The sequence below is a fragment of the Pseudoalteromonas sp. CST2 genome (assembly GCF_028599385.1).
Taxonomy (GTDB): domain Bacteria; phylum Pseudomonadota; class Gammaproteobacteria; order Enterobacterales; family Alteromonadaceae; genus Pseudoalteromonas; species Pseudoalteromonas atlantica.
Genome location: NZ_JAQREO010000009.1, coordinates 1 through 21,292 on the forward strand (window position 1 = coordinate 1; position 21,292 = coordinate 21,292).

Sequence of the window (21,292 nt, forward strand, 5' to 3'; positions counted from 1 at the left end):
CTTGCTCAACAATAGATAATTTAAAGCCTAATGTATAATCTCGCTGAGTACGCTTAACGTCTTTAGTTTTAGTGGTTTTCATAAAATAAGTCCTAAATGTGTAAACACATTTCAGGACAAGACAGTTTAATGTACAAAAAAGGCTGCATTAACTAGCAGCCTTTTTTGTATTCTGTAACGCTTAAAGTTTTAAAAATGCCATTTAACCATTAGGTTTGGGTTGTGCTCTGTTTGACCATCTACACCAAACTTATTTTTCCAATATACGTATTCTATACCTACATCAAGGCGACCTGTGTCTAGGCCAAGCATAGGAGCAATGTTGTATTTAAGTTGTGAGGTAAAGTTAAAACCGCCTTCGCTTTTACCAAACATAGTGTCGGTACTGTCAACAATATCTAAAAAGCCATCGTATCTAAAGTTACCCTTGTTATAGCCCCACGTTACGGTTATTTGGTTGTTATCTTCACGCTCTATGTCAATATCGTCCTGAAAACGACGGTAATAAGCCACATTAAAATATTGAAACCCTGGTACATCTAACGATACGCCGCCACCTAATAAGTAGTTATTTTGATCGGTATCGCCCGAGCCATATTCTGTTTGTAGGCCTAAAAATACCTCTTTAACAAAGCTGTTTTGTGGCTTGTAAAGCGTTGGGTTTATGTTTAGCTCTCCGTATACTTCATCGGGGTTACTTAATCTATCCATAAAAAAGAAGGTACCGCCCCATGTATGCCCCGATGCATGCTCAATGGTTACTACACTTCTGTCATCTTCCTCCCCCGAGAACGGCTCGAGGTAATCGGCGCCGGTCATGGCGGTTATACTAAAATCTGACCACAGCTCTTTTGCCGACACGCTACTTGAACACACCGCGATAGCACTTACTAAGGCTAATTTTTTAATTGTTGTAATTTTCATTGTTAATCCCTTTGTTATAATATTATTAGTCTAGTTAAGATGATCTGTACTTGCTGAATAATTTTCTGGTAAAACAAGCGTCATAACGATGGCGGTTAAACCCGATACCGTTACAGCGCTGCCAAAAATAGCGGTTACCAGCTTAGGCGCATTTATAAACATTTCGGGCACAAAGCTTACCCCTAGCCCCATACCTAAGCTCACCGCAATAATAAGTAAGCTACGACGATTTATTTTTTCGCTTGCAAGAATTTTTACCCCTGCGGCTGCCACGGTACCAAACATAACAAGCGTTGCACCGCCTAGCACTGGTTTAGGAATATTTTGTAGCACGGCACCAATCACCGGAAATAACCCTAAAATAATCAAAATTACACCAATCCACAGGCCAATGTATCTACTTGCTACACCGGTTAATTGAATAACGCCGTTATTTTGGCTAAAAGTGGTATTAGGAAACGTATTAAATGCGGCAGCAATCATTGAGTTAACCCCATCGCCTAAAATACCTCCGCGTATACGCGCTAAATAGCTTGCGCCTTTTACCGGTAATTTAGACACTGCGCAGTTAGCAGTTATATCGCCTGTGGATTCAATGGCGGTAATTAGGTATAAAAAGCTAAAGGCAATCATGGCGCCAAAATCAATATTAAAACCATATTTGAATGGTAATGGCATGGCGATTAAATCAAATTCGCCCATTTGAAATTTGGCTATACCTAAAATAAGAGCAAGTAACCACCCTACTAACATGGCAACGACTACAGCGGTAAGCCTTACCCACTGATTTTTGCTAGCATTTAGTAATACCACCAGCGCCACCACCGAAAAACCCACAATTAAGTTGCTTGGCGAGGCAAACTTTTCAGGCATATTAGTTAATAACCATTGCCCGCCGCCTATGTCGGTCATACCTACTTTAATGAGGTAAACCCCAATGGTGGTGATCACCACACCGGTCACTACAGGCTTAATTACTTTGCCAAGTTTTTCTATAAAAAAGCTAATAAATATCTCTACAAAGGCTGCTAAAAAACACACAGCAAAAATGGTGGCAAGTACTTCATCGATTCCGCCTCCAGTGGCTTTTACGGTAAAACCGGTTGCCAAAATAGTGCCTAAAAACGCAAAGCTGGTGCCTTGTACGCATATAAGCCCCGAGCCAACAGGCCCCACACGGCGAGCCTGAATAAATGTACCAACCCCCGATACAAACAACGCCATACTAATTAAATACGGTATTTCGCTACCAAGCCCCAACACGCCACCAATAATAAGCGTGGGCGTAATAATACCTACAAAACTTGCCAGTACATGTTGCAGGGCAGCAAAAAAAGATTCGGTCAGCCCTGGTTTATCATCTACTGCGTAAATTATGTCTTCTGAGATTGCTTCTTGGTTTGACATAGACAACATCCTTTTAGCGCTTTAATATGGGCAAGGTATACACGCCCTGCCCAAGTTTTAATTTAAATACAGTGACGCTTATTTAAGCTGCCCTTCAACACCCTCTACATAAAAGTCCATACCCAGTAAGGTTTTATCATCAATTGTTTGCCCCGCTTTAGTTACCAGCTCACCTTGCTGATTGTTAATTGGGCCACTAAATGGATGAAACTCGCCGTTGGCAATTTTGGTTTTAATCGCCTCTATCTCTGCAACAACATTGGCAGGAATGTCTTTACTCAGTGGCGCTAAGCGGGTCATACCGGCATCTATGCCTTTCCATACATTTTGCGTTTCCCATTTATCATCAAGCACTTGCTGCACGCGCTCGGCGTAAAACTCATCCCAATGATGCACAGGCGCCGTAAGGTGCGCTTTTTTACCATAGCCGCTCATATCTGAGTGGTAACCAATCGCGTATATTCCGGCGGCTTCTGCGGCTTGAAGTGGGGCGGGAGAGTCGGTGTGCTGGGTAATAATATCAACACCTTGGTCGATTAAACTGTCGGCAGCTTCGCGCTCTTTACCAGGATCAAACCAGCTATTAACCCACACTACTTTTACTTTTGCGTTAGGTTTTACTAAGCGCAGGCCTAAAGTAAACGCGTTAATACCGCGTATTACCTCAGGAATAGGAAACGCGGCAATATAGCCAATACTGTCAGATTTACTCATGTGCCCAGCAATAACACCGGTTAAGTAGCGCCCTTCGTAAATACGGTCAAAATAAGTGCCCACATTTTTAGCGCGTTTATAACCTGTTGCATGCTCAAACTTTACGTTAGGAAAACGTTTAGCCACTTTAATGGTCGGGTTCATGTAGCCAAACGAGGTGGTAAATATTAAATCGTGCCCGCTTTTGGCTAGTTGTGTAATAACTCGCTCTGCATCGGCGCCCTCTGGCACGCTTTCTACAAAGGTGGTTTTTATTTTTTCGCCAAATTTATCCTCTAGGTAGCGGCGGCTTACATCGTGGGTGTAAGTCCAACCAGCTTCGCCAATCGGGCTTACATATACAAACCCTACTTTTACGCTGTCTTTTGCCATTGCACTCGCGCTGAACCCTAAGCTAAGTGCTACGCCAAGCGCTGTTATTAGTTTTTTCATTGTTATTCTCCGTGTTGTATTTTTAATATCCTGTTGAAGGCTTATTGTTACTCTTTGTATAAAATTTTAATGGCCCTTATGCCAAGGCTTACCTAGCCACATAGGTTCGTACATTTTTAGTTTTTGTTTATTTTTACTTAGCATAATCAGTACTATAAGCGTTGCACCATAAGGCAGCATGGCCAGTAAATTAGAATCCACCGCTAAGCCAAGCGCCTGTGCCACTAAGTGCATAATGCTGGCAAAACCAAATAAATAAGCGCCTAGCATTACCCGCTCAATTCGCCAACTTGCAAATACCACTAAAGCCAGTGCTATCCAGCCTCGACCCGAGGTCATGTTTTGTGTCCAAAGGGGGGTGTAAGCAAGCGACAAGTACGCCCCTGCAATACCCGCCATTGCGCCGCCAAACATCACCGCTAAATAGCGAGTACGCATTACAGGCAAGCCTAAGTTATTACCAACGCCTGGGTTTTCACCAATGGCGCGTACCGCAAGCCCTGCCCTGTGGTATTTAAAAAATAAATAAGCGCCAAGTACTAATGCCCAACTTAAATACACAATGGCATCTTGCGAAAACAATGCTTTACCCAGTAGCGGAATATGCTCAAACCCTGCAACTGCTAAAGTAGGTAAGGCATTAATAGTTTTGCCCTCGTAATCAACACCTAAAAATGCCGACAAGCCCGTGCCAAAAATAGTTAGCGCTAACCCGGCAGCCACTTGGCTAGCATTTAAATTAAGTGCTACAAACGCAAATACTAACGACGCCATAACCCCCACAAGCGCAGCCACGCTAAAGCCTATAAAGAGGTTGTCGCATTGGTACATGGTTATAAACCCTGCCACCGCGCCTAATAACATCATGCCCTCTTGCCCAAGGTTAAGTGTGCCGCTTTTTTCGCATACAATTTCACCTAGAGCCACCAGCAATAAAGGCGTGCCGGTGCGAATAGTGGCGTATAAAATATTTGTGAATACCTCTAAATCCATGTTTAAGATTCCTGTGCGATGGGTGTTAGCTGCGTTATTTGTTGTTTAAATGGCAGTAACAATTTAATGCGATAACCAATAAGCACATCGCACGAGAGTAAATAAAACAGCATTAAGCCCTGAAAAATACCGGTAATGGCGTTGGGTAGGCCAATTTCTATTTGCGCCATTTCACCGCCCATATAAATAAGCCCCATTAACAGCCCAGCCAAGGTGATCCCAAGCGGATGTAAGCGCCCTAAAAAGGCCACAATAATTGCGGCGTAACCATAACCGGGGGATATTTGCGGCACTAATTGCCCTATAGGCCCAGCCACCTCGCCAGCCCCTGCAAGCCCAGCTAACCCGCCACTTATTACCAATACACCAGCAATTAAAAGCGCACGTTTATAGCCCGCCATTTTGGCAGCTGATGCATCAAGCCCAAGTACTTGTATTTGAAAACCCACAAAGGTTTTACTAATAAATACCCATGTGGCACACAGCGCTAATAGCGCAAATGCAAGCCCTAAATGAAGGCGAGTACCCTCAAATAAAACTGGTAGTAAAGTGCTATCGCCAAATAAGGCGCTTTCAGGAAAGTTATAACCGTATGGGTCTTTTAATGGCCCGTGTACTGACCACAGCAACACATTAACGGCAATGTAATTGAGCATAATGGTGACTAAAATTTCGTTGGTGTTTAAACGTAATTTCATAAAGGCAGCTAAGCCTGCCCACAGCATGCCACCGGCAATACCTGCAAGTAATGTAAGCCCTAATGCAAAAGAACTTGTAGAGTCAACAAAGTTAACAGCTACGGCACTGGCGCATACGCCGCCAATCAGTAGCTGCCCTTCAGCACCTATATTCCACACCGACGCCCTGTAACACAGCGCTAAACCATAGGCACATAATAAAATTGGAATGGTCATTACTAATAGCTCGGTAACGCCATACCAGTCAGAAATAGGCGCTACGAGTAAGGTATATAAGGCATTAAGCGGGTCGTGCCCTAGTAAGGCAAACACCACATAACCTGTTATTAAAGTGAGTAAAATGGCTAAAACAGGAGAGAGATAACTCCATGTGTTTGAGCGCTCTACGCGGGGTTCAAGCTTTATCATGCCGGCGCTCCTTGCGGTGTTATTTTTGCTGTGTTGCTTTTAGTGTCGTGATTAAAATCGCCCGCCATCCACTGCCCTAATTGCACTAGTGGTACACAGTCGGTATTTAAAATAGGCGAGAGTTTGCCATCGCAAATTGCGCCAATTCGGTCACAAATTTTATAGAGCTCGTCTAAATCTTCTGAAATAACCAGTACTGCACAGCCTTCGTCGCGCAGCGATAAAATTGCCTCGTGAATGGCAACTTGCGCGCCAATATCTACCCCCCAAGTAGGGTGCGACATAACCAGCAATTGTGGGTTTTGCTCAACCTCTCGGCCAATAATAAACTTTTGCAAATTACCGCCCGAAAGGCTTGCTGCGTGAGTACGGTTGCTGGGGGTTTTTACGTTGTATTTTTTAATGATTTTGTCGGCGAGTTGGCTAATTTTTTGTTTTACTAAAAAGCCTTTTTTAACTAAACCACTATCAAAACTGGTAAGGAGTGCATTGTGCGCTAAATCCATATCAGGGACTGCGCCGCGCCCTAGCCTGTCCTCGGGTACGCATGCAAGCCCGAGCCTGCGCCTTTTTAGAGGGCATAACGCATCAACAGCGGTATTTTTAAATTTTATTGCGTTGCTATTTTTTTGTGGCTCCTCTCCCGAAAGCGCTTTTAATAGCTCCTCTTGCCCATTACCGGCAACCCCTGCAATACCGACTATTTCGCCTTGTTGTACGGCAAAGTTCACGTTTTTAAGCGCAATATCAAATAACGCCTGCGCACTGGTTGATAAGTTATCGACTGTTAAAAAATCACCTGTGCCAGTCGCTCTGCGTGTTTGGTTACTTATCGGGGTGCTGCCGCCTACCATTAAGCGAGCTATTGATTCGCTGGTTTCGTTTTTAGGAATGCAATGCCCACTTACCTTGCCGGCGCGCAAAATAGTGGAGCTGTCGCACAGCTCAATAACTTCATGCAACTTATGGCTAATAAACAACACCGAGCAGCCTTCTTTTTTAAGCGAATGCAGGGTTTTAAACAGTGCGTCTACTTCTTGCGGAGTGAGTACCGAGGTGGGTTCATCTAAAATAAGCAGTTGAATATCTAATAATAAACACCTGACTATTTCTACTCGTTGGCGCTCGCCTGTTGAAAGCGTAGACACTAACCTATGCGGGTCCAGCGGCATGCCGTACCTAGCCGATGTTTTACTAATTCTGCTAGCAAGTGTGCTGCTATGCCCTGCTAAATCGCCCAGCGCTAACGCGATATTTTGCGCAACTGTTAGGGTTTCAAATAACGAAAAATGCTGAAACACCATACCTATGCCTAATTCGCGGGCATCGGCGGGTTCTTTTATGTCCATTTTACGACCATTAAAAAACATGTCCCCTTGGTCAGGTTTAACTACACCGTAAAGCATTTTCATTAACGTGCTTTTACCCGCGCCGTTTTCACCAAGCAGGGCATGCACCTCACCATGTTTTATTTTTATTGTTACGCCGTCGTTGGCTATACATCCGGGGTACTGCTTTGTCATTCCCTGCATAGTAAGGCGATATTTATTGTCCATTATTTAAACCTTTCTTTGTGCTTGTTGGTTAAATAAGCTAGCCTAGAAACTTAGCTGACCAAACGGTCAACAATGGCATGGTATCTGCAATTAACTTACCAAGATGAAAAAGTTTTTTTCTTACCTGCTTAAAAACAACAAGAAAAAATATACGCCAAGCCTTTACATATCAGGGCTTTATAAAAGTTAAGGGGGTCTGTGTGATTACGTTTTTATTAAATGACACGCCAATAGAAGTAGAAGAATGCGCGCCGAATCTCACCATTTTGGACTGGCTTCGCACCAAAAAAGGGAAAATGGGCACCAAAGAAGGGTGTGCAACAGGCGATTGTGGCGCATGCACAATTTTAGTTGGCGAAGAAAAACTAAACTCAAACGGTGAGCCAGTTTGGCACTATAAAACCATGAATAGCTGCCTGATTTTATTAGGTAATGCACACGCAAAACACATAGTAACCGTAGAGGCTGTAACAACAGGGCTTTACCCTACACTTAACGATTTACATCCGGTGCAACGCGCATTGGTTGAGTGCCATGGTTCGCAATGTGGTTTTTGTACCCCTGGCATAATAATGAGCATGTTGGCGCTTTATATTAATAACCCGACTTACCCAGGTAAAAAAGCCGCTATTCATGCGCTAGGGGGTAATTTATGTCGTTGTACGGGTTACAGCCCTATTTTACTTGCAGTTGAAAAAGCTTATAGCTACGAGCGTAAAAATGAGCCTTACTCTGCCATGGCAGCACAATTTAAGGCATCACTAAATATAGGTGATGACATTCCTTGTTTAAAAAATGGACCTCGTACGTTTTATTTACCGCAAAGTGCAGCGCAACTTGTTGAGCTTAAAGCGCGTTACCCGCAGGCACACTTGGTTGCTGGTGGCACCGACTTTGCCATTGAGCTTAGCCAAAACATGCTATTGCCCGATGTAATAATATCCCTCAGCCAAGCTAAAGAGCTGTGCACTTTAAGCGATAACAGCGGCGAGCTACATATTGGTGCAGCACTCCCTTACAGCCAATTTGTTGAAGCGTTTTACACTTACTACCCTGAGTCTAAAGAGCTGTTTGAACGCCTAGGCTCTAACCAAGTACGTAACAGTGGCACCTTAGGTGGCAGCATAGGAAACGCCTCTCCTATTGGCGATCCAGCTCCTTTACTCATTGCACTTAATGCCACTTTAGATTTATTAAGCGCAGCAGGCACACGTACAATAAACGTGGCCGACTACTTTGTTGATTACAAAAAAACAGTCATTAAAAGCGATGAAGTCATTAGCAAAATTACCGTACCTAAACGCCCAGACTCGTTAAAGCTTGCGTGTCATAAAATTTCAAAACGCTTTGAAGATGATATATCTACTGTGTGTTTAGTGCTGGCTATAGAGCAAACGCAAGGCGTAATTAGCAATGCCCGCTGCGCCATGGGCGGTATGGCTGCCATACCAAAACGCGCCGCGCACATAGAGCAAAAGCTTAATGCTCAGCCCTTGCAAGTATGCACCTTTATAGATGCCGCTAGTGCTATAAATGATGACTTTGCTCCCATGAGCGATGTACGCAGCAGCGCACATTACCGCACTACGGTAAGCAAAAACTTGCTACAGCGTATTGGTATTGAGTTTTGCGGTGCACAGCCAAGCAGTAAAAATAATAACAACATTGCCATTACGAGGATTTCACATGCGTCACTTTGAAATGGATAAACTAAAAGCCCAAGGCGGAAGCGTTGGCCAATCTAAGTACCACGAAAGTGCAATAAAACAAGTATGTGGCAATGCAAACTACGCCGACGATAACCCAGAGCCTCATGGCTGCTTACACGCCTACCCTGTACTTGCGCCCATTACCAGCGGCTTTATTAAATCAATTGATACAAGTCTCGCACTGGCAGTTGAAGGCGTTAAACGTATTTTATCGGCCGATGATGTACCCGGTAAGCTTGATATTGGCCCAGTATTCCCTGGGGATGTGCTATTAACCAATCACGAAATTCAATACCACGGACAACCTGTGCTGGTAGTGGTTGCCAAAAGCTACGCCATTGCGCGCCGCGCTGCTCGCTTAGTGGTTTTAGAATGCGAGCAAACCACCCCCATACTTGATATTAAAGAAGCGATTAAAAAAGAGCACTGGGTAAGGCCGCCACACTCACTTAACCGCGGTAATAGCGAGCAAGCCATAAATAATTCAGCCCACCAACTTAAAGGTGAAATACACATAGGCGGACAGGAACACTTTTACCTTGAGGGGCAAATAGCACTTGCTCAGCCCGACAACGATGGCGGGATTCATGTGCAATGTTCTACCCAGCACCCAACAGAGGTGCAGCACTTAGTTGCTAAAATTTTAAAAAAGCCATTTAGCTTTGTAAATGTAGAAACCCGCCGCATGGGCGGAGCCTTTGGCGGTAAAGAAACCCAAGGCGCACCGTGGGCTTGCCTTGCAGCCCTTGCAGTTTACTACCTTGGCTGCGCCGTTAAAATGCGCCTAGCCCGCAGCGACGACTTTAAACTTACCGGTAAGCGCCACCCATTTTATAATCAATACCATGTAGGGTTTGACGAAAATGGCCTAATTGAAGGCGCTGATGTAACCGTAAATGGGTTTTGTGGTTATTCGCCTGATTTATCTGATGCTATTGTCGACCGCGCAATGTTTCATGCTGATAACGCTTATTACTACCCCGCGGCCACAATTAAGGGGAACCGCTGTAAAGTAAACACCGTAAGCCACACCGCCTTTAGAGGATTTGGTGGCCCGCAAGGCATGATCATGGGCGAGCTAATAATGGACGATATAGCCGCTAAATTAGGTAAAGATCCGCTTGAGATCCGAAAGCTTAATTTATACAAAAAAGGCCGCGACACTACGCCGTATCATCAAACAGTAGAGCAGCATATTTTAAAAGATATGATAAGCCAGCTTGAGGAGTCAGGTGATTACTGGGCGCGAAAAAAGGCAATTAAAGCCTTTAATGCATCATCGCCTATTATCAAAAAAGGCCTTGCAATGACGCTGGTTAAATACGGTATATCGTTTACCGTACAGCACTTAAACCAAGCGGGTGCATTAGTGCATGTATATAGTGATGGATCAATTCATTTAAATCATGGCGGCACCGAAATGGGCCAAGGGCTTAATACAAAAATAGCGCAAATAGTAGCCCATGGCTTTGGCGTTGATTTTGACGCAGTAAGCATAAGCGCTACTCGTACCGACAAAGTACCAAACACCTCGCCAACCGCCGCATCAAGCGGGACTGACCTAAACGGCATGGCGGCGCTAAATGCGGTAAATACCATAAAAGAGCGTTTAATAAACTTTATAAGTGAGCACTTTGAAGTAGACAGCCAAAGTATTGTATTTAAAGATAACCTCATTACCTTTAGTAAAGGCGAAATTAGCTTTAGCGAACTTGCAAACCTTGCTTACATGAATCGTATATCGCTTTCATCAACCGGTTATTACGCCACGCCTAAAATTCATTACGATAGAGCGAAAGGCGAAGGCCGGCCATTTTTTTACTACGCACACGGCGTAGCACTCAGTGAAGTAGAAGTAGATACGCTGACAGGCGAAAACACCGTAACCCGCGTTGATATACTGCACGATGTGGGCAGCTCAATTAATCCTGCACTTGATATAGGCCAAATTGAAGGCGCTTTTGTGCAAGGTATGGGCTGGCTTACCACCGAAGACTTACAATGGAATGATAAAGGCCAGCTTGCAAGCTTTGGCCCTGCTAACTATAAAATTCCTGCAATTGGCGATACCCCTGCCGAATTTAATGTAAATTTATATAACTCGGCCAATCCAGAAACCACGGTATTTAGATCAAAAGCGGTTGGCGAGCCGCCGTTTATGTTGGCCTTTAGCGTGTGGAGTGCTATTCGTAATGCTATAAGCAGTGTGGCCGATTACAAATACACCGCCCCACTTGATACACCTGCCACACCTGAGCGTGTATTAAATGCAATTGAGCAAACCGCTAGCTGGTTTAAGGAGCAGCAACATGGCTAATTTAAATGAGTCGTTTCAGGGTTTTCATACGCAAAATTGGGCGCAAGCTATAAACGAGCACGAACAAAGCGGCACTAACTATGTTATTGCCACTGTGCTGGGAACTAATGGCTCAACCCCACGTGGCACAGGCTCTAAAATGGTAATAAGCGGCGAGCACATTTACGATACCCTTGGCGGTGGTCACCTTGAATACGTAGTAATAGAAAAAGCACGCGAGCTACTTGCCAAAGGCGAGGCCGCCCAAGTGATAGAGCAATTTAACCTAGGCGCAAATTTAGGCCAGTGCTGCGGCGGAGCTGCCACAGTGATGCTTGAGTGCATGCAATGCGAGCGCTTTACCCTCGACATATACGGCGCAGGCCATGTAGCACAGGCGCTTATTGGTATATTGGCACAGCTGCCTATGCGTATACGTTGGATAGATAGCCGCGCCGATGTATTCCCACAAGTTATTCCTAATAACGTAGTAAAAGTGGTTGATGAAGAGCCAATAGAGCAAGTAAAACGCGCCCCTAAAGCTAACAATTACTTAATATTAACCCATAACCACCAGCTCGATTTTGCACTCACACAAGCCATTATTAAACGCGCTGATGCCAATTGGCTTGGCGTAATTGGCTCAGATACCAAAGCAAAACGCTTTAAGCAGCGCTTAGCTCATCGCGATTTTACCACCGAGCAAATAAAGCAAATGGTCTGCCCTGTTGGGCTAGAAAATGTAACGGGAAAGCTCCCTATGGAAGTGGCAATATCAATTAGCGGGCAGTTAATTGGCCTTTATCAGGCTATGCAAACCCATGCGCCCAAACGCCAAGGTGTGCAATGGCGTGCACTTAAAAATGCCCTAATTAGCACCACGCAAGAGGAAGAAAACGCATGAGTAGCTTAAAAATTAATAACCTAAATGCAGCGCAAGCGTATCAAGCCTTAGAGCATTGCTGCGCCGCCCCTAACTGGGTAAGCGGTATGCTAAATACCATGCCATTTGAAAATAAAGAGCACCTATTTCAGAGCGCTCAAAGCGTATGGGATAGCCTAGGTGAGAGCGATTATTTAGCCGCTTTTGAAGGCCACCCGCAAATTGGCGATTTATCAACATTAAGTAAAAAGTACGCCGCTACAGCGCAAAAAGCGGGGCACGAACAATCAGGCATGAGTAAAGCAAACGAACAAACCCTTAAAAAAATGATTGCGCTAAATAAAGAATACCTCAGTAAATTTGGCTTTATATTTATTGTGTGTGCCAGCGGCAAAAGTGCTGAGCAAATGCTTGAACTTATTGAGCAGCGCATACACAACACCCGCAGTACAGAGCTTAATATAGCCGCGGGCGAACAAGCCAAAATAACAAAAATAAGATTGGAGTCATTGCTATGAATAAAAGCCCTATCACTACCCATATTCTCGATACCAGCACAGGTAAACCTGCAGCCAATGTAGCTGTACAATTGTTTTTACTCACTAATAACGAGTGGCAATTAATTGCTCAAGGTAAAACAAATAGCGACGGGCGAATTACCGACTGGCTCAATACAGACGTAGAATTTGCCACCTATAAGTTGGTATTTGATTTAGATAGTTATTATGAAAACCAACCTACTCCAGCATTTTACCCAGAGGCGCAAATAACCTTTAGATTGCAAGATAAAAAGCATCATCACATCCCATTATTGCTTAGCCCATTTGGCTACTCAACGTACAGAGGCAGCTAATTATGAGCACGCAAAATAATAAAATAACCGTAATTTGTGCCAACATACTCGATTTTGTTGACGACCCAGCTATAGCAGGCGAAAGCGCCCATCGCTATTTTGAAAAAGGCGCATTAGTTATTCAAAACGGCAAAGTGGTTAACCTTGGTTACGAGCAAGACATACTGCCAAGCATTGATAAGTCAGCCACTATTATTCGCCACGATGGTAAATTAGTAATGCCCGGCATGATAGACACGCATATACATTTACCGCAAACCGAAATGGTTGGTGCGTATGGCGAGCAGCTTTTAAGCTGGCTTACCGAATACGCCTTCCCCACTGAAAAAAAGTTTACCTGTGAGCATTATTCAAAAGACATATCTAATCGCTTTTTAGATGAGCTACTGCGTAATGGCACCACTACCGCCTTGGTATTTGGCACTGTGCACCCGCAATCGGTAGATGCATTTTTTAACGAATCACAAAAACGTAATTTACGCATGATTGCCGGTAAGGTAATGATGGACAGAAACTGCCCAGATGACTTATCAGATTGCGCGCAAACCAGTTACGATCAATCAAAAGCACTGATAGAAAAATGGCACAATGTTGATAGGTTAAGCTATGCAGTAACGCCACGTTTTGCGCCTACATCAACCCCTGAACAACTACAAAAATGTACTCAATTATTAGAAGAATACCCCGACACCTACCTGCATACCCATTTATCTGAAAACAAAGACGAGTGCGAATGGGTAAAAGAGTTATTTCCTGAAGCCGAAGATTACGTTGGCGTTTACGAGCAAGCTAAAATGGTGCGTAAACGCTCGGTATTTGCCCATAGTATTCATTTATCTGAACGTGAGCTTTGCTGTCTTGCAGATCAGGGCGCAGCTATATCGCACTGCCCTACCTCTAACTTATTTTTAGGCTCGGGCTTATTAAATTTAAAAGCTTGTGAAGAACATGGAATAAATGTGGGTATGGGTACCGATGTAGGCGCAGGCACAAGTTTTTCTATGCTACAAACAGGTAACGAAGCGTACAAAATTCAGCAATTACAAGGCCAGCGCTTTTCAGCGTTTAAAGGCATGTACCTAGCTACTTTAGGCGGTGCACGAGCGCTTGATTTAGAAGGCACAATAGGTAACTTTGCAATAGGCTGTGAAGCCGATTTTATTATCATGGATTACGCGGCTACCTCATTTTTAAAATTCAGAATTGGCCATGCAAAAACCCTGCACGAGCAGCTTTTTGCCATGATGATGCTAGGCGACGACCGCTGTATTGAACAAACCTACATTATGGGTAAAAGCGTGTATAAACGCGACGAACAAGCCCAGTTTGCAGCCACACCCACACCCACACCCGATTTAGAAGAGGCATAACCCGATGGAAAACTATTTATTTGAGCTTGCTCATTTGGTGTTTAGATACTTTCACGTGGTAGCAGGTATAGCGTGGATTGGCGCCTCATTTTATTTTGTGTGGCTTGATAATAACTTACAAACACCGCCACAATGGAAACAAGATAAAGGCATAAAAGGCGATTTATGGGCTATTCATGGCGGCGGCTTTTACGAAGTGGCTAAGTATCAAAATGGCCCAGAGCAAATGCCCTCTACCCTACATTGGTTTAAATGGGAGGCCTACACAACCTGGATCAGCGGCGCGCTGTTATTTACGCTGTTATATTATGTGGGCGCAGATGTGTATTTACTTGATGCCAGTAAAAGTGAGCTCAGTAAGTTTGCAGCTATTGGTGCATCACTTGGTTTTATAGGCTTAGGCTATGGTGTATATCGGTTATTGTGTAAAAGCCCGCTTGTTGAAAACGGCAAAGCATTTATTGCCCTAGGGGTAGGCTTTTTAGCGTTATGGGCGTATGGGGTTGATCAGCTATTTAGTGACCGCGCGGTGTATATTCATGTTGGTGCATTAATTGGTACCTGTATGGCCGGTAATGTATATCACATTATTATGCCTGCACAGCGCTACATGGTAAGCGAAGTAGAAGCTGGGCGCATTCCTGATTCAGCGCCGGGCTTAAAAGCAAAGCAGTGCTCGGTCCATAATAACTACGCCACCCTACCAGTTATTTTTATTATGCTAAGTAACCATTTTTCGTATACCTATAGCCATGAGTTTGGTTGGTTAGTGCTTATTGGCTTTTTTATTATTGGTATGTGGATACGCCACTTTTTTAACTTAAAGCACCAAGGTGTTAATAAGCCTTCAGTACTAATAAGCGGTATTGCCGCATTTTTTGCGTTAATGCTAGCCATAGCACCGTGGCCTAGTAGTTCTGTAAACGCGAATAATGAGCTACAAGCAAGCATAAGTGATGCGCAAGCGTGGGATATTATTAATAAACACTGCAGACAGTGCCACAGTGAAACCCCTACATCGAAGCTTTTTCAAACCGCGCCGCTCGGCTTTAAGCTCGACTCACTTGCTGATGTAAAAAAAGCCAGTGCACTTATTCATACTCGCGCCGTTATTACCAAAGATATGCCATTGGCAAATATGACCAAAATGACTGATGCAGAGCGTGAAATGCTTGGCACTTGGCTTAGCGCAGTAAAAAAGGAGCAGTAACATGAGCGAGCAATTTAAACACTACCCGCGCGATTTAATTGGTTATGGTGCACACACTCCGCATGCCAATTGGCCTAATAAAGCCCGTATAGCCGTGCAAGTAGTGTTAAATTACGAAGAAGGCGGTGAAAACTGTGTACTGCATGGTGATGCAGCGGCCGAAACATTTTTATCTGAAATAGTCAGCGCCCCGCATGTAGAAGACCGCCACATAAGCATGGAGTCTATTTACGAATATGGCTCGCGCGCAGGCGTGTGGCGCTTACTTAAACTCTTTAAAAAATACGATATACCGGTCACCATTTTTGCTGTGGCAATGGCCCTTGAGCGCCACCCCGATATAGCTAAAGCCTTTGTTGAGGCTGGGCACGAAATTGCAAGCCACGGCCTGCGCTGGATTAATTATCAACATATAGATAAACAAACCGAGCGCGAGCACATGCAAAAAGCCATTGAAATCATTCAAACGCTTACCGGTAAAAAGCCCACAGGCTGGTACACCGGGCGCACAAGCCCTAACACAGCAGCCCTTGTGGTAGAAAATGGCTCGTTTTTATATGATGCCGACGATTACAGCGACGACTTACCCTTTTACAGTATTAAAGAAGGTAAGCCACAGCTAATAGTGCCCTATACGCTTGATGTAAACGACATGCGCTTTGCTGCAGTGCAAGGCTTTAATGCCGGCGATCAGTTTTATAATTATTTAAAAGATGCATTCGATACGCTATACGAGGAAGGCGACCCACAAGATGAAAACGCCCCTAAAATGATGTCTATAGGGCTGCATTGTCGCTTAATTGGCCGCCCTGGGCGCATTAAAGCCCTTGCACGGTTTTTAGAATATGCTAAATCGCATGAGCAAGTGTGGTTTGCCACGCGCGAGCAAATCGCCGAGCACTGGCTTAAAACTCATCCGTATAATACCAATCCGCAATAGTACTTAATCATTTTCAGGGGCTAAACGTGTCGCTACTTGCGTTAAAAATTCTCTTTTACGACTGCATGGATGCAGAAGGTAGAGCAATGCAGGAGCAATTGCCGAGAACGACTAAATAGCGAATTTTTTGCCTTGCTTTCAACACGTTTATACATCCTCAAAATAGATTACTTAATTATGCGCATTGGTATAATAAAGCCTAGATGTGAGCCGTTAAAACTAAATTCTAAGAGCTTATTAGATTTATCGTAAAACAAAAAAAGCCCAGCAGTGCTGGGCTTAAGGTCACTTTAGGAGTAGTTAGTTAAATGACACTGTAATGATGTTAGAACATACATTTTCAGTTACACATAATTGGTAATCGTACGATGGTAATGTAGCACCACGTACGTAGTCGCGGTAACGGCCGTTGTCTGATGTGGTATCAACCAGCTCACCGTTACGGTATACGCTTAATGACTCAGCGCCAACACGTTCCCAACTTAAATCTACACGCATAGTATCAAGGCGAGATTTATTAGCGCGTTTAAGAGTAAGCTCAAGCTCTACATCACTTACTACAACCGTTTGCGTTGACGTGCTTGTATTGCCTTCGCTGTCAGTTACGGTTAGTACAACATCATAATTACCAGAGGCTGCATACACATGCATTGGGTTTTGATCAGATGATGTTGCACCATCACCAAACTCCCAGCTCCACTGTGTAATATCGTTGTTTGCATCCGTACTTGAATCAGTAAAGTTAACGGTTAAACCTTGTGTTTCTACATCAAAACCCGCACGCGGTGGTTGTGGGCTAACTTCACCAATAGCGCTTAATGTAAGAGACCAAGTATTAATGGTACCCGTATCGGCTGCTGCGGTATCTTCAACGTGTAGCGTCCAATCACCTGTTGCCACTTCACCGTTAAATGACTCAGATGTAAAGCTTCTCACTATGTCGTCGCTTGAACCACCCACGTTGCTTTGTAGCGTTACTTGCGTGCCTTGTGCTGATACTAGCTTAACCACTAAATCGCCTGAGTAAGTATGCGTAATATCAACATCCGCTGTTGTACCAAACACAGTTAAATCATCAGGTACATTAATTACTGATACGGCGCCCACTGGCGAGTTATCAGGAATATCAACACTTGCATTACTGCTGTAGGTAAAGTCGTTTAGGCCTACCGGTTGAATCATTAATTTAACTGACTGCTGTTTAACAATTTCATCCGCTGTTGCAGTAACGGTTAGCTCGTATTCACCCCACTGTGTATCAGTGTCGGTTTCAACGTTAAGCATTACTTCATCACCAGGGCGAGCCGTGCTAGCCGACAAATAAGCGCCGCTTAATGTTGATGATAGTTCAAGCGTTACTTCTTCATCCCACTGGGCAATTGAGCCAATGGTAAATGTGTAATTTGTAGCTTGGCCCGCTACAATTTGTTGCGTAAGTGGATCGGCTGAAATTTTAAAGCCAGGTGTAGGATCTGCATCAATAAGTGCTTGGTTAACATTAAGGCGCGTACCTGCCACCGTTACACCTTGCAGTGCAGCGTTTGCATCGCCAGAGCTCATTAGTAATTCTTTAAGCTCTTGTGTGTTAAGTTCTGGGTTAATAGATAGCACTAACGCTGCAGCGCCAGCTACATGAGGAGTCGCCATTGATGTGCCTGAGTAAGACGCATAGCTCTCTCCTGGTGTAGTAGATAAAATTGCGCTACCAGGTGCGCCCATATCAACGCTGGTTAAACCATAATGCGAAAACCACGAAATATTATCGGTTTGATCCGTACTTGCTACAGATAACACGCTCGCGTTTTCGTAGTTAGAAGGATAATGCGGGTTTACATCGTTATCTATGGTGTCGTTGCCCGCTGCCGCTACAAACATTAAATCGGCTGCTTCGCTTGAGGCAATTGCATCGGCTAATGCTTGGCTATAACCACCACCGCCCCAGCTATTATTTAAAACACGTAAGTTAACACCGGCATTTTTAAGTCCTACCATGTAATCAATACACTTAATTGCATCTGATGTTGAGCCATTACCTGCAGCATCTAAAAATTTACACCCTACCAGCGATACTTCGTGGTTAACGCCTACAACACCTGTTGCGTTATTACCGCTTGCGCCTATGGTGCCCGATACGTGAGTACCATGGCCTTCATCATCCATAGGGTCACCACTGTTGGTAATTGCATTAATACCGTGCACGTCATCTACAAAGCCGTTACCGTCATTATCGATGCCATCTCCAGGCACTTCACTGCTATTAACCCACATATTGCTAGCTAAATCGCTGTGGCTATAGTCAATACCGGTATCAATTACACCTACCACAACATCGCGGCTACCTGTCGAAATATCCCATGCTTCTACTGCATCAATATCAGCATCGGCAGTACCGCCTGTTTGGCCGTCGTTATTTAAACCCCATAACTCATCAAAGCGCGGATCATCAGGCGTTTGAGCAATGCTTACTTGGTAATCAGGCTCAACGTATTCAATCGCTTGGTGAGATTTTAAGCGCGCAATGGCTTCTTTAGTACTCATGCCCGAAATTTTAAACTTAGCTAACCGCCCAGAAAGTAAAGACTTATAGTTATCATCAATTTCATCAGCGTTTACATCTGAAATTTTTGCTTTAACTAACGAACGCGCTTGTTTACGCATTTGTGCTGATGCATTTTTTTTGTATTTAACAATTACTGCATCACTACTTGCTACAACAGGGTGTTTAACACCTGCATCAGGTAGTTTTGCAGCAGCTAAACACGGGAGTAAAGCAAGAGTGATAATAGATAATTTTGTTTTCATTGTTCTATCCATAGTTGGTTTAACTTAGCCGTACTAAGTAAGTTTACTTACAACTTCAAATACAAGAGGATCACGTGGCATAGAACTAGAAAACTAATAAATATGGATTTACACAAGTCAAAAAATAACAAACAACTAAAAATCAACATTTTTAACCAGACTGATTAACAAAAAAACATACAACACAGTCATTTTTATGAATTACCGTCCGCCATTTTTACCTTTTTAAGGACCAAACATTTTTACTAGTTTTCCTTCCTAGTTTTGTTCCTATATAAATACTTTTTTATAACTCGATGAAATACATAAAAAATAAAATTGGTAAAAAAAGATGATTTAAGTCCTTCGCCGGGGAGAATACAGTGAAGGTGTTCTTACAAAAAAGTTTAGCCACTTTATGTTTAATAAAAATGACAGGCTTAAACTTAGCATTTGTAATAACAAACGATTTACAAAATCAAATTAACAGTGGATCACACCATTATTTCAGCACGGCATGCTGAGCGAAAATATCTTATTAAAATTTATAACACTTAAGGTATTTGATTTTACTATTTCAAGGAGAATAATAATGAAGTTGAATAAAACACTTTTAAGCTGCGCTGTTGCATTAGCAGTCGGTACCAGCTTTGCCTCACACGCAGATACACAAAACAAATCAGTGTCTAGCTCGCAACTAAGTACACAGGTATCTACAGAGAGTCTAGAAAACAGCTTAACCCTCAGCCAAACTTCAAATGAAAATAACGCGTTTCTTTATCAAGAAGGCGACAGCAACACCATGCTTGTTACCACCACAGGTAACAATAACGACACTGAAGTTGTGCAAAGCCAATTTGGTAATTATGCCGAAGTAACAACAACTGGCGATAATAACACGCAAGTGTACTCGCAAGATGGCGTTGCTAATGGGTTTATTTCTGAGGTAACAGGTAACAACAACATGTTATTTGTTAGCCAATTTGGCCAAGGCTTTTTCGTAAATAACGAAGCGATTAACATCGTAACCGGTGATGACAATCTTATTGATGTAGAGCAAGGTAGCGGCGGCCACTGGTTCTACAACATGGATATGCAAGGTAATGCAAATGAAATCATGTCTTTACAACAGGGTGAATGGCATGAAGCAGAAATCACCATGCTTTCAGGCGATGAAAATACACTTGATTTAGTTCAAGACGGCTACTGGAATACCTTTAAAGTAAGTAGCTTACAAGGTAATGAAAATGAGCTTGAAGTTGAACAAAACGGCGACCGTAACGCTGTAGCATTTAGTTCAATTTCTGGTGATGCAAATGAAATTGAAATTGAGCAAGATGGCTTAACAAATGCAGTAACGTTTGCAGCTGTTGTTGGCGATGATAACCAAATAGATTTAGATCAAGAAGGTTCATTAAATACAATTGAATCAAACTTATTTGAAGGCGCAAATAATGAAGTGACAGCAACGCAAGTTGGCGCTGAAAACTTAATGACAGCCGATTTAATTGGCGATAACAACGAGCTAACTTCACTACAAAACGGTGACTTTAACGAATCTTACATGGGTGTAATTGGCTCTGATAATGAGTTTTCAACCTCTCAAGTTGGCAACTTAAACTCTGTTCACCTTGCTAACTTTAACGGTACAGGTAACGATGTTGATTTAGTTCAATCTGGTGATGAAAACGTCATGCTGGTGCAATCGTCGTACCCTGATGTATCGCTTACATCAAACAATAACGATATTGATATTGCCCAAAGTGGTGCTCAAAACGAGGCAGTTGTTACGCTTGCAGGTATTTTAGATAGTAACGATAACCAAATCGATATTGCGCAAGATGGCATGTTAAACCTAGTCGATATGATGGTTGAAGGTAGTAGCCACAGTATTGATATTTCACAAGAAGGTGAAGGTAACTGGGTAAGCGGCGTTGAGCAGTCAGCCTTTTTAGTGGGCGGTGAAAACGTATCGTTTACAGTTACTCAAGTAGGTAACGATAACCTTGTTGAAGGCTCAGTAATTGGCTACGACAGCACGGTTTCTGTTACGCAAATTGGTGATGGCAATACAGCAACAATTACGCAAATGTAATTATTGAGGTGGGGAGGTTAACC

At 43.4% G+C, this 21,292-nt stretch carries 16 protein-coding genes; 9 read left to right on the forward strand and 7 right to left on the reverse strand.

The features are described from left to right. Window positions 1-189: 189 nt before the first annotated feature. The 6 genes from PSH41_RS12495 to PSH41_RS12520 all read right to left on the reverse strand — a co-directional run bounded on the left by PSH41_RS12495 (window position 190) and on the right by PSH41_RS12520 (window position 7,132). Window positions 190-924, reverse strand: coding sequence for a DUF5020 family protein (locus tag PSH41_RS12495; protein ID WP_273589149.1), 735 nt, complete (start codon window positions 922-924; stop codon window positions 190-192). 30 nt (window positions 925-954) lie between these two features. Beyond that, window positions 955-2,331, reverse strand: coding sequence for a uracil-xanthine permease family protein (locus PSH41_RS12500; RefSeq protein ID WP_273589150.1), 1,377 nt, complete (start codon window positions 2,329-2,331; stop codon window positions 955-957). A 78-nt stretch (window positions 2,332-2,409) separates the two neighbouring features. Continuing rightward, window positions 2,410-3,477, reverse strand: coding sequence for a BMP family ABC transporter substrate-binding protein (locus PSH41_RS12505; protein WP_273589151.1), 1,068 nt, complete (start codon window positions 3,475-3,477; stop codon window positions 2,410-2,412). A gap of 66 nt (window positions 3,478-3,543) precedes the next feature. Beyond that, the gene (locus PSH41_RS12510; RefSeq protein ID WP_273589152.1) at window positions 3,544-4,470 is read right to left on the reverse strand and encodes an ABC transporter permease; all 927 of its coding nucleotides are present in this window, start codon (window positions 4,468-4,470) and stop codon (window positions 3,544-3,546) included. A gap of 2 nt (window positions 4,471-4,472) precedes the next feature. Then, window positions 4,473-5,576, reverse strand: coding sequence for an ABC transporter permease (locus tag PSH41_RS12515; RefSeq protein WP_273589153.1), 1,104 nt, complete (start codon window positions 5,574-5,576; stop codon window positions 4,473-4,475). Beyond that, entirely contained in the window at window positions 5,573-7,132 is a 1,560-nt protein-coding gene (locus PSH41_RS12520; protein ID WP_273589154.1) for an ABC transporter ATP-binding protein, read from the reverse strand. Before PSH41_RS12520 ends, PSH41_RS12515 begins: the two co-directional genes overlap by 4 nt. Before the next feature lie 200 nt (window positions 7,133-7,332). Here PSH41_RS12520 and xdhA point away from each other — a divergent pair, with 200 nt between their 5' ends. The 8 genes from xdhA to puuE are packed head-to-tail and all read left to right on the forward strand — an operon-like array spanning window position 7,333 to window position 16,393. Further along, the gene (gene xdhA / locus PSH41_RS12525; RefSeq protein ID WP_273589155.1) at window positions 7,333-8,832 is read left to right on the forward strand and encodes a xanthine dehydrogenase small subunit; all 1,500 of its coding nucleotides are present in this window, start codon (window positions 7,333-7,335) and stop codon (window positions 8,830-8,832) included. Then, window positions 8,819-11,158, forward strand: coding sequence for a xanthine dehydrogenase molybdopterin binding subunit (gene xdhB, locus PSH41_RS12530; RefSeq protein WP_273589156.1), 2,340 nt, complete (start codon window positions 8,819-8,821; stop codon window positions 11,156-11,158). The genes xdhA and xdhB overlap by 14 nt, the downstream gene beginning before the upstream one ends. Next, complete coding sequence (xdhC, locus tag PSH41_RS12535; protein WP_058547807.1) at window positions 11,151-12,041, forward strand: xanthine dehydrogenase accessory protein XdhC; 891 nt, start codon at window positions 11,151-11,153, stop codon at window positions 12,039-12,041. Before xdhB ends, xdhC begins: the two co-directional genes overlap by 8 nt. Next, on the forward strand, window positions 12,038-12,538 hold the full coding sequence (gene uraD / locus PSH41_RS12540) for a 2-oxo-4-hydroxy-4-carboxy-5-ureidoimidazoline decarboxylase (protein WP_273589157.1): 501 nt from the start codon (window positions 12,038-12,040) through the stop codon (window positions 12,536-12,538). The genes xdhC and uraD overlap by 4 nt, the downstream gene beginning before the upstream one ends. Then, on the forward strand, window positions 12,535-12,873 hold the full coding sequence (gene uraH, locus PSH41_RS12545; RefSeq protein ID WP_058547809.1) for a hydroxyisourate hydrolase: 339 nt from the start codon (window positions 12,535-12,537) through the stop codon (window positions 12,871-12,873). The genes uraD and uraH overlap by 4 nt, the downstream gene beginning before the upstream one ends. Window positions 12,874-12,875: 2 nt before the next feature. After that, complete coding sequence (gene guaD, locus PSH41_RS12550) at window positions 12,876-14,243, forward strand: guanine deaminase (protein ID WP_273589158.1); 1,368 nt, start codon at window positions 12,876-12,878, stop codon at window positions 14,241-14,243. A 4-nt stretch (window positions 14,244-14,247) separates the two neighbouring features. Then, entirely contained in the window at window positions 14,248-15,453 is a 1,206-nt protein-coding gene (locus tag PSH41_RS12555; RefSeq protein WP_273589159.1) for a urate hydroxylase PuuD, read from the forward strand. A gap of 1 nt (window position 15,454) precedes the next feature. Further along, a complete protein-coding gene (gene puuE, locus PSH41_RS12560; protein ID WP_273589160.1) occupies window positions 15,455-16,393 on the forward strand; it encodes an allantoinase PuuE in 939 nt (312 codons plus the stop codon). 300 nt (window positions 16,394-16,693) lie between these two features. Here puuE and PSH41_RS12565 read toward each other — a convergent pair whose 3' ends face one another. Continuing rightward, a complete protein-coding gene (locus tag PSH41_RS12565; protein ID WP_273589161.1) occupies window positions 16,694-19,195 on the reverse strand; it encodes a S8 family serine peptidase in 2,502 nt (833 codons plus the stop codon). 571 nt (window positions 19,196-19,766) lie between these two features. Between PSH41_RS12565 and PSH41_RS12570 the strand changes: the two genes are divergently transcribed. Continuing rightward, window positions 19,767-21,269: a curlin gene (locus PSH41_RS12570; RefSeq protein ID WP_273589162.1), complete on the forward strand. Its 1,503-nt coding sequence runs from the start codon at window positions 19,767-19,769 to the stop codon at window positions 21,267-21,269. The last annotated feature ends 23 nt before the right edge of the window (window positions 21,270-21,292 follow it).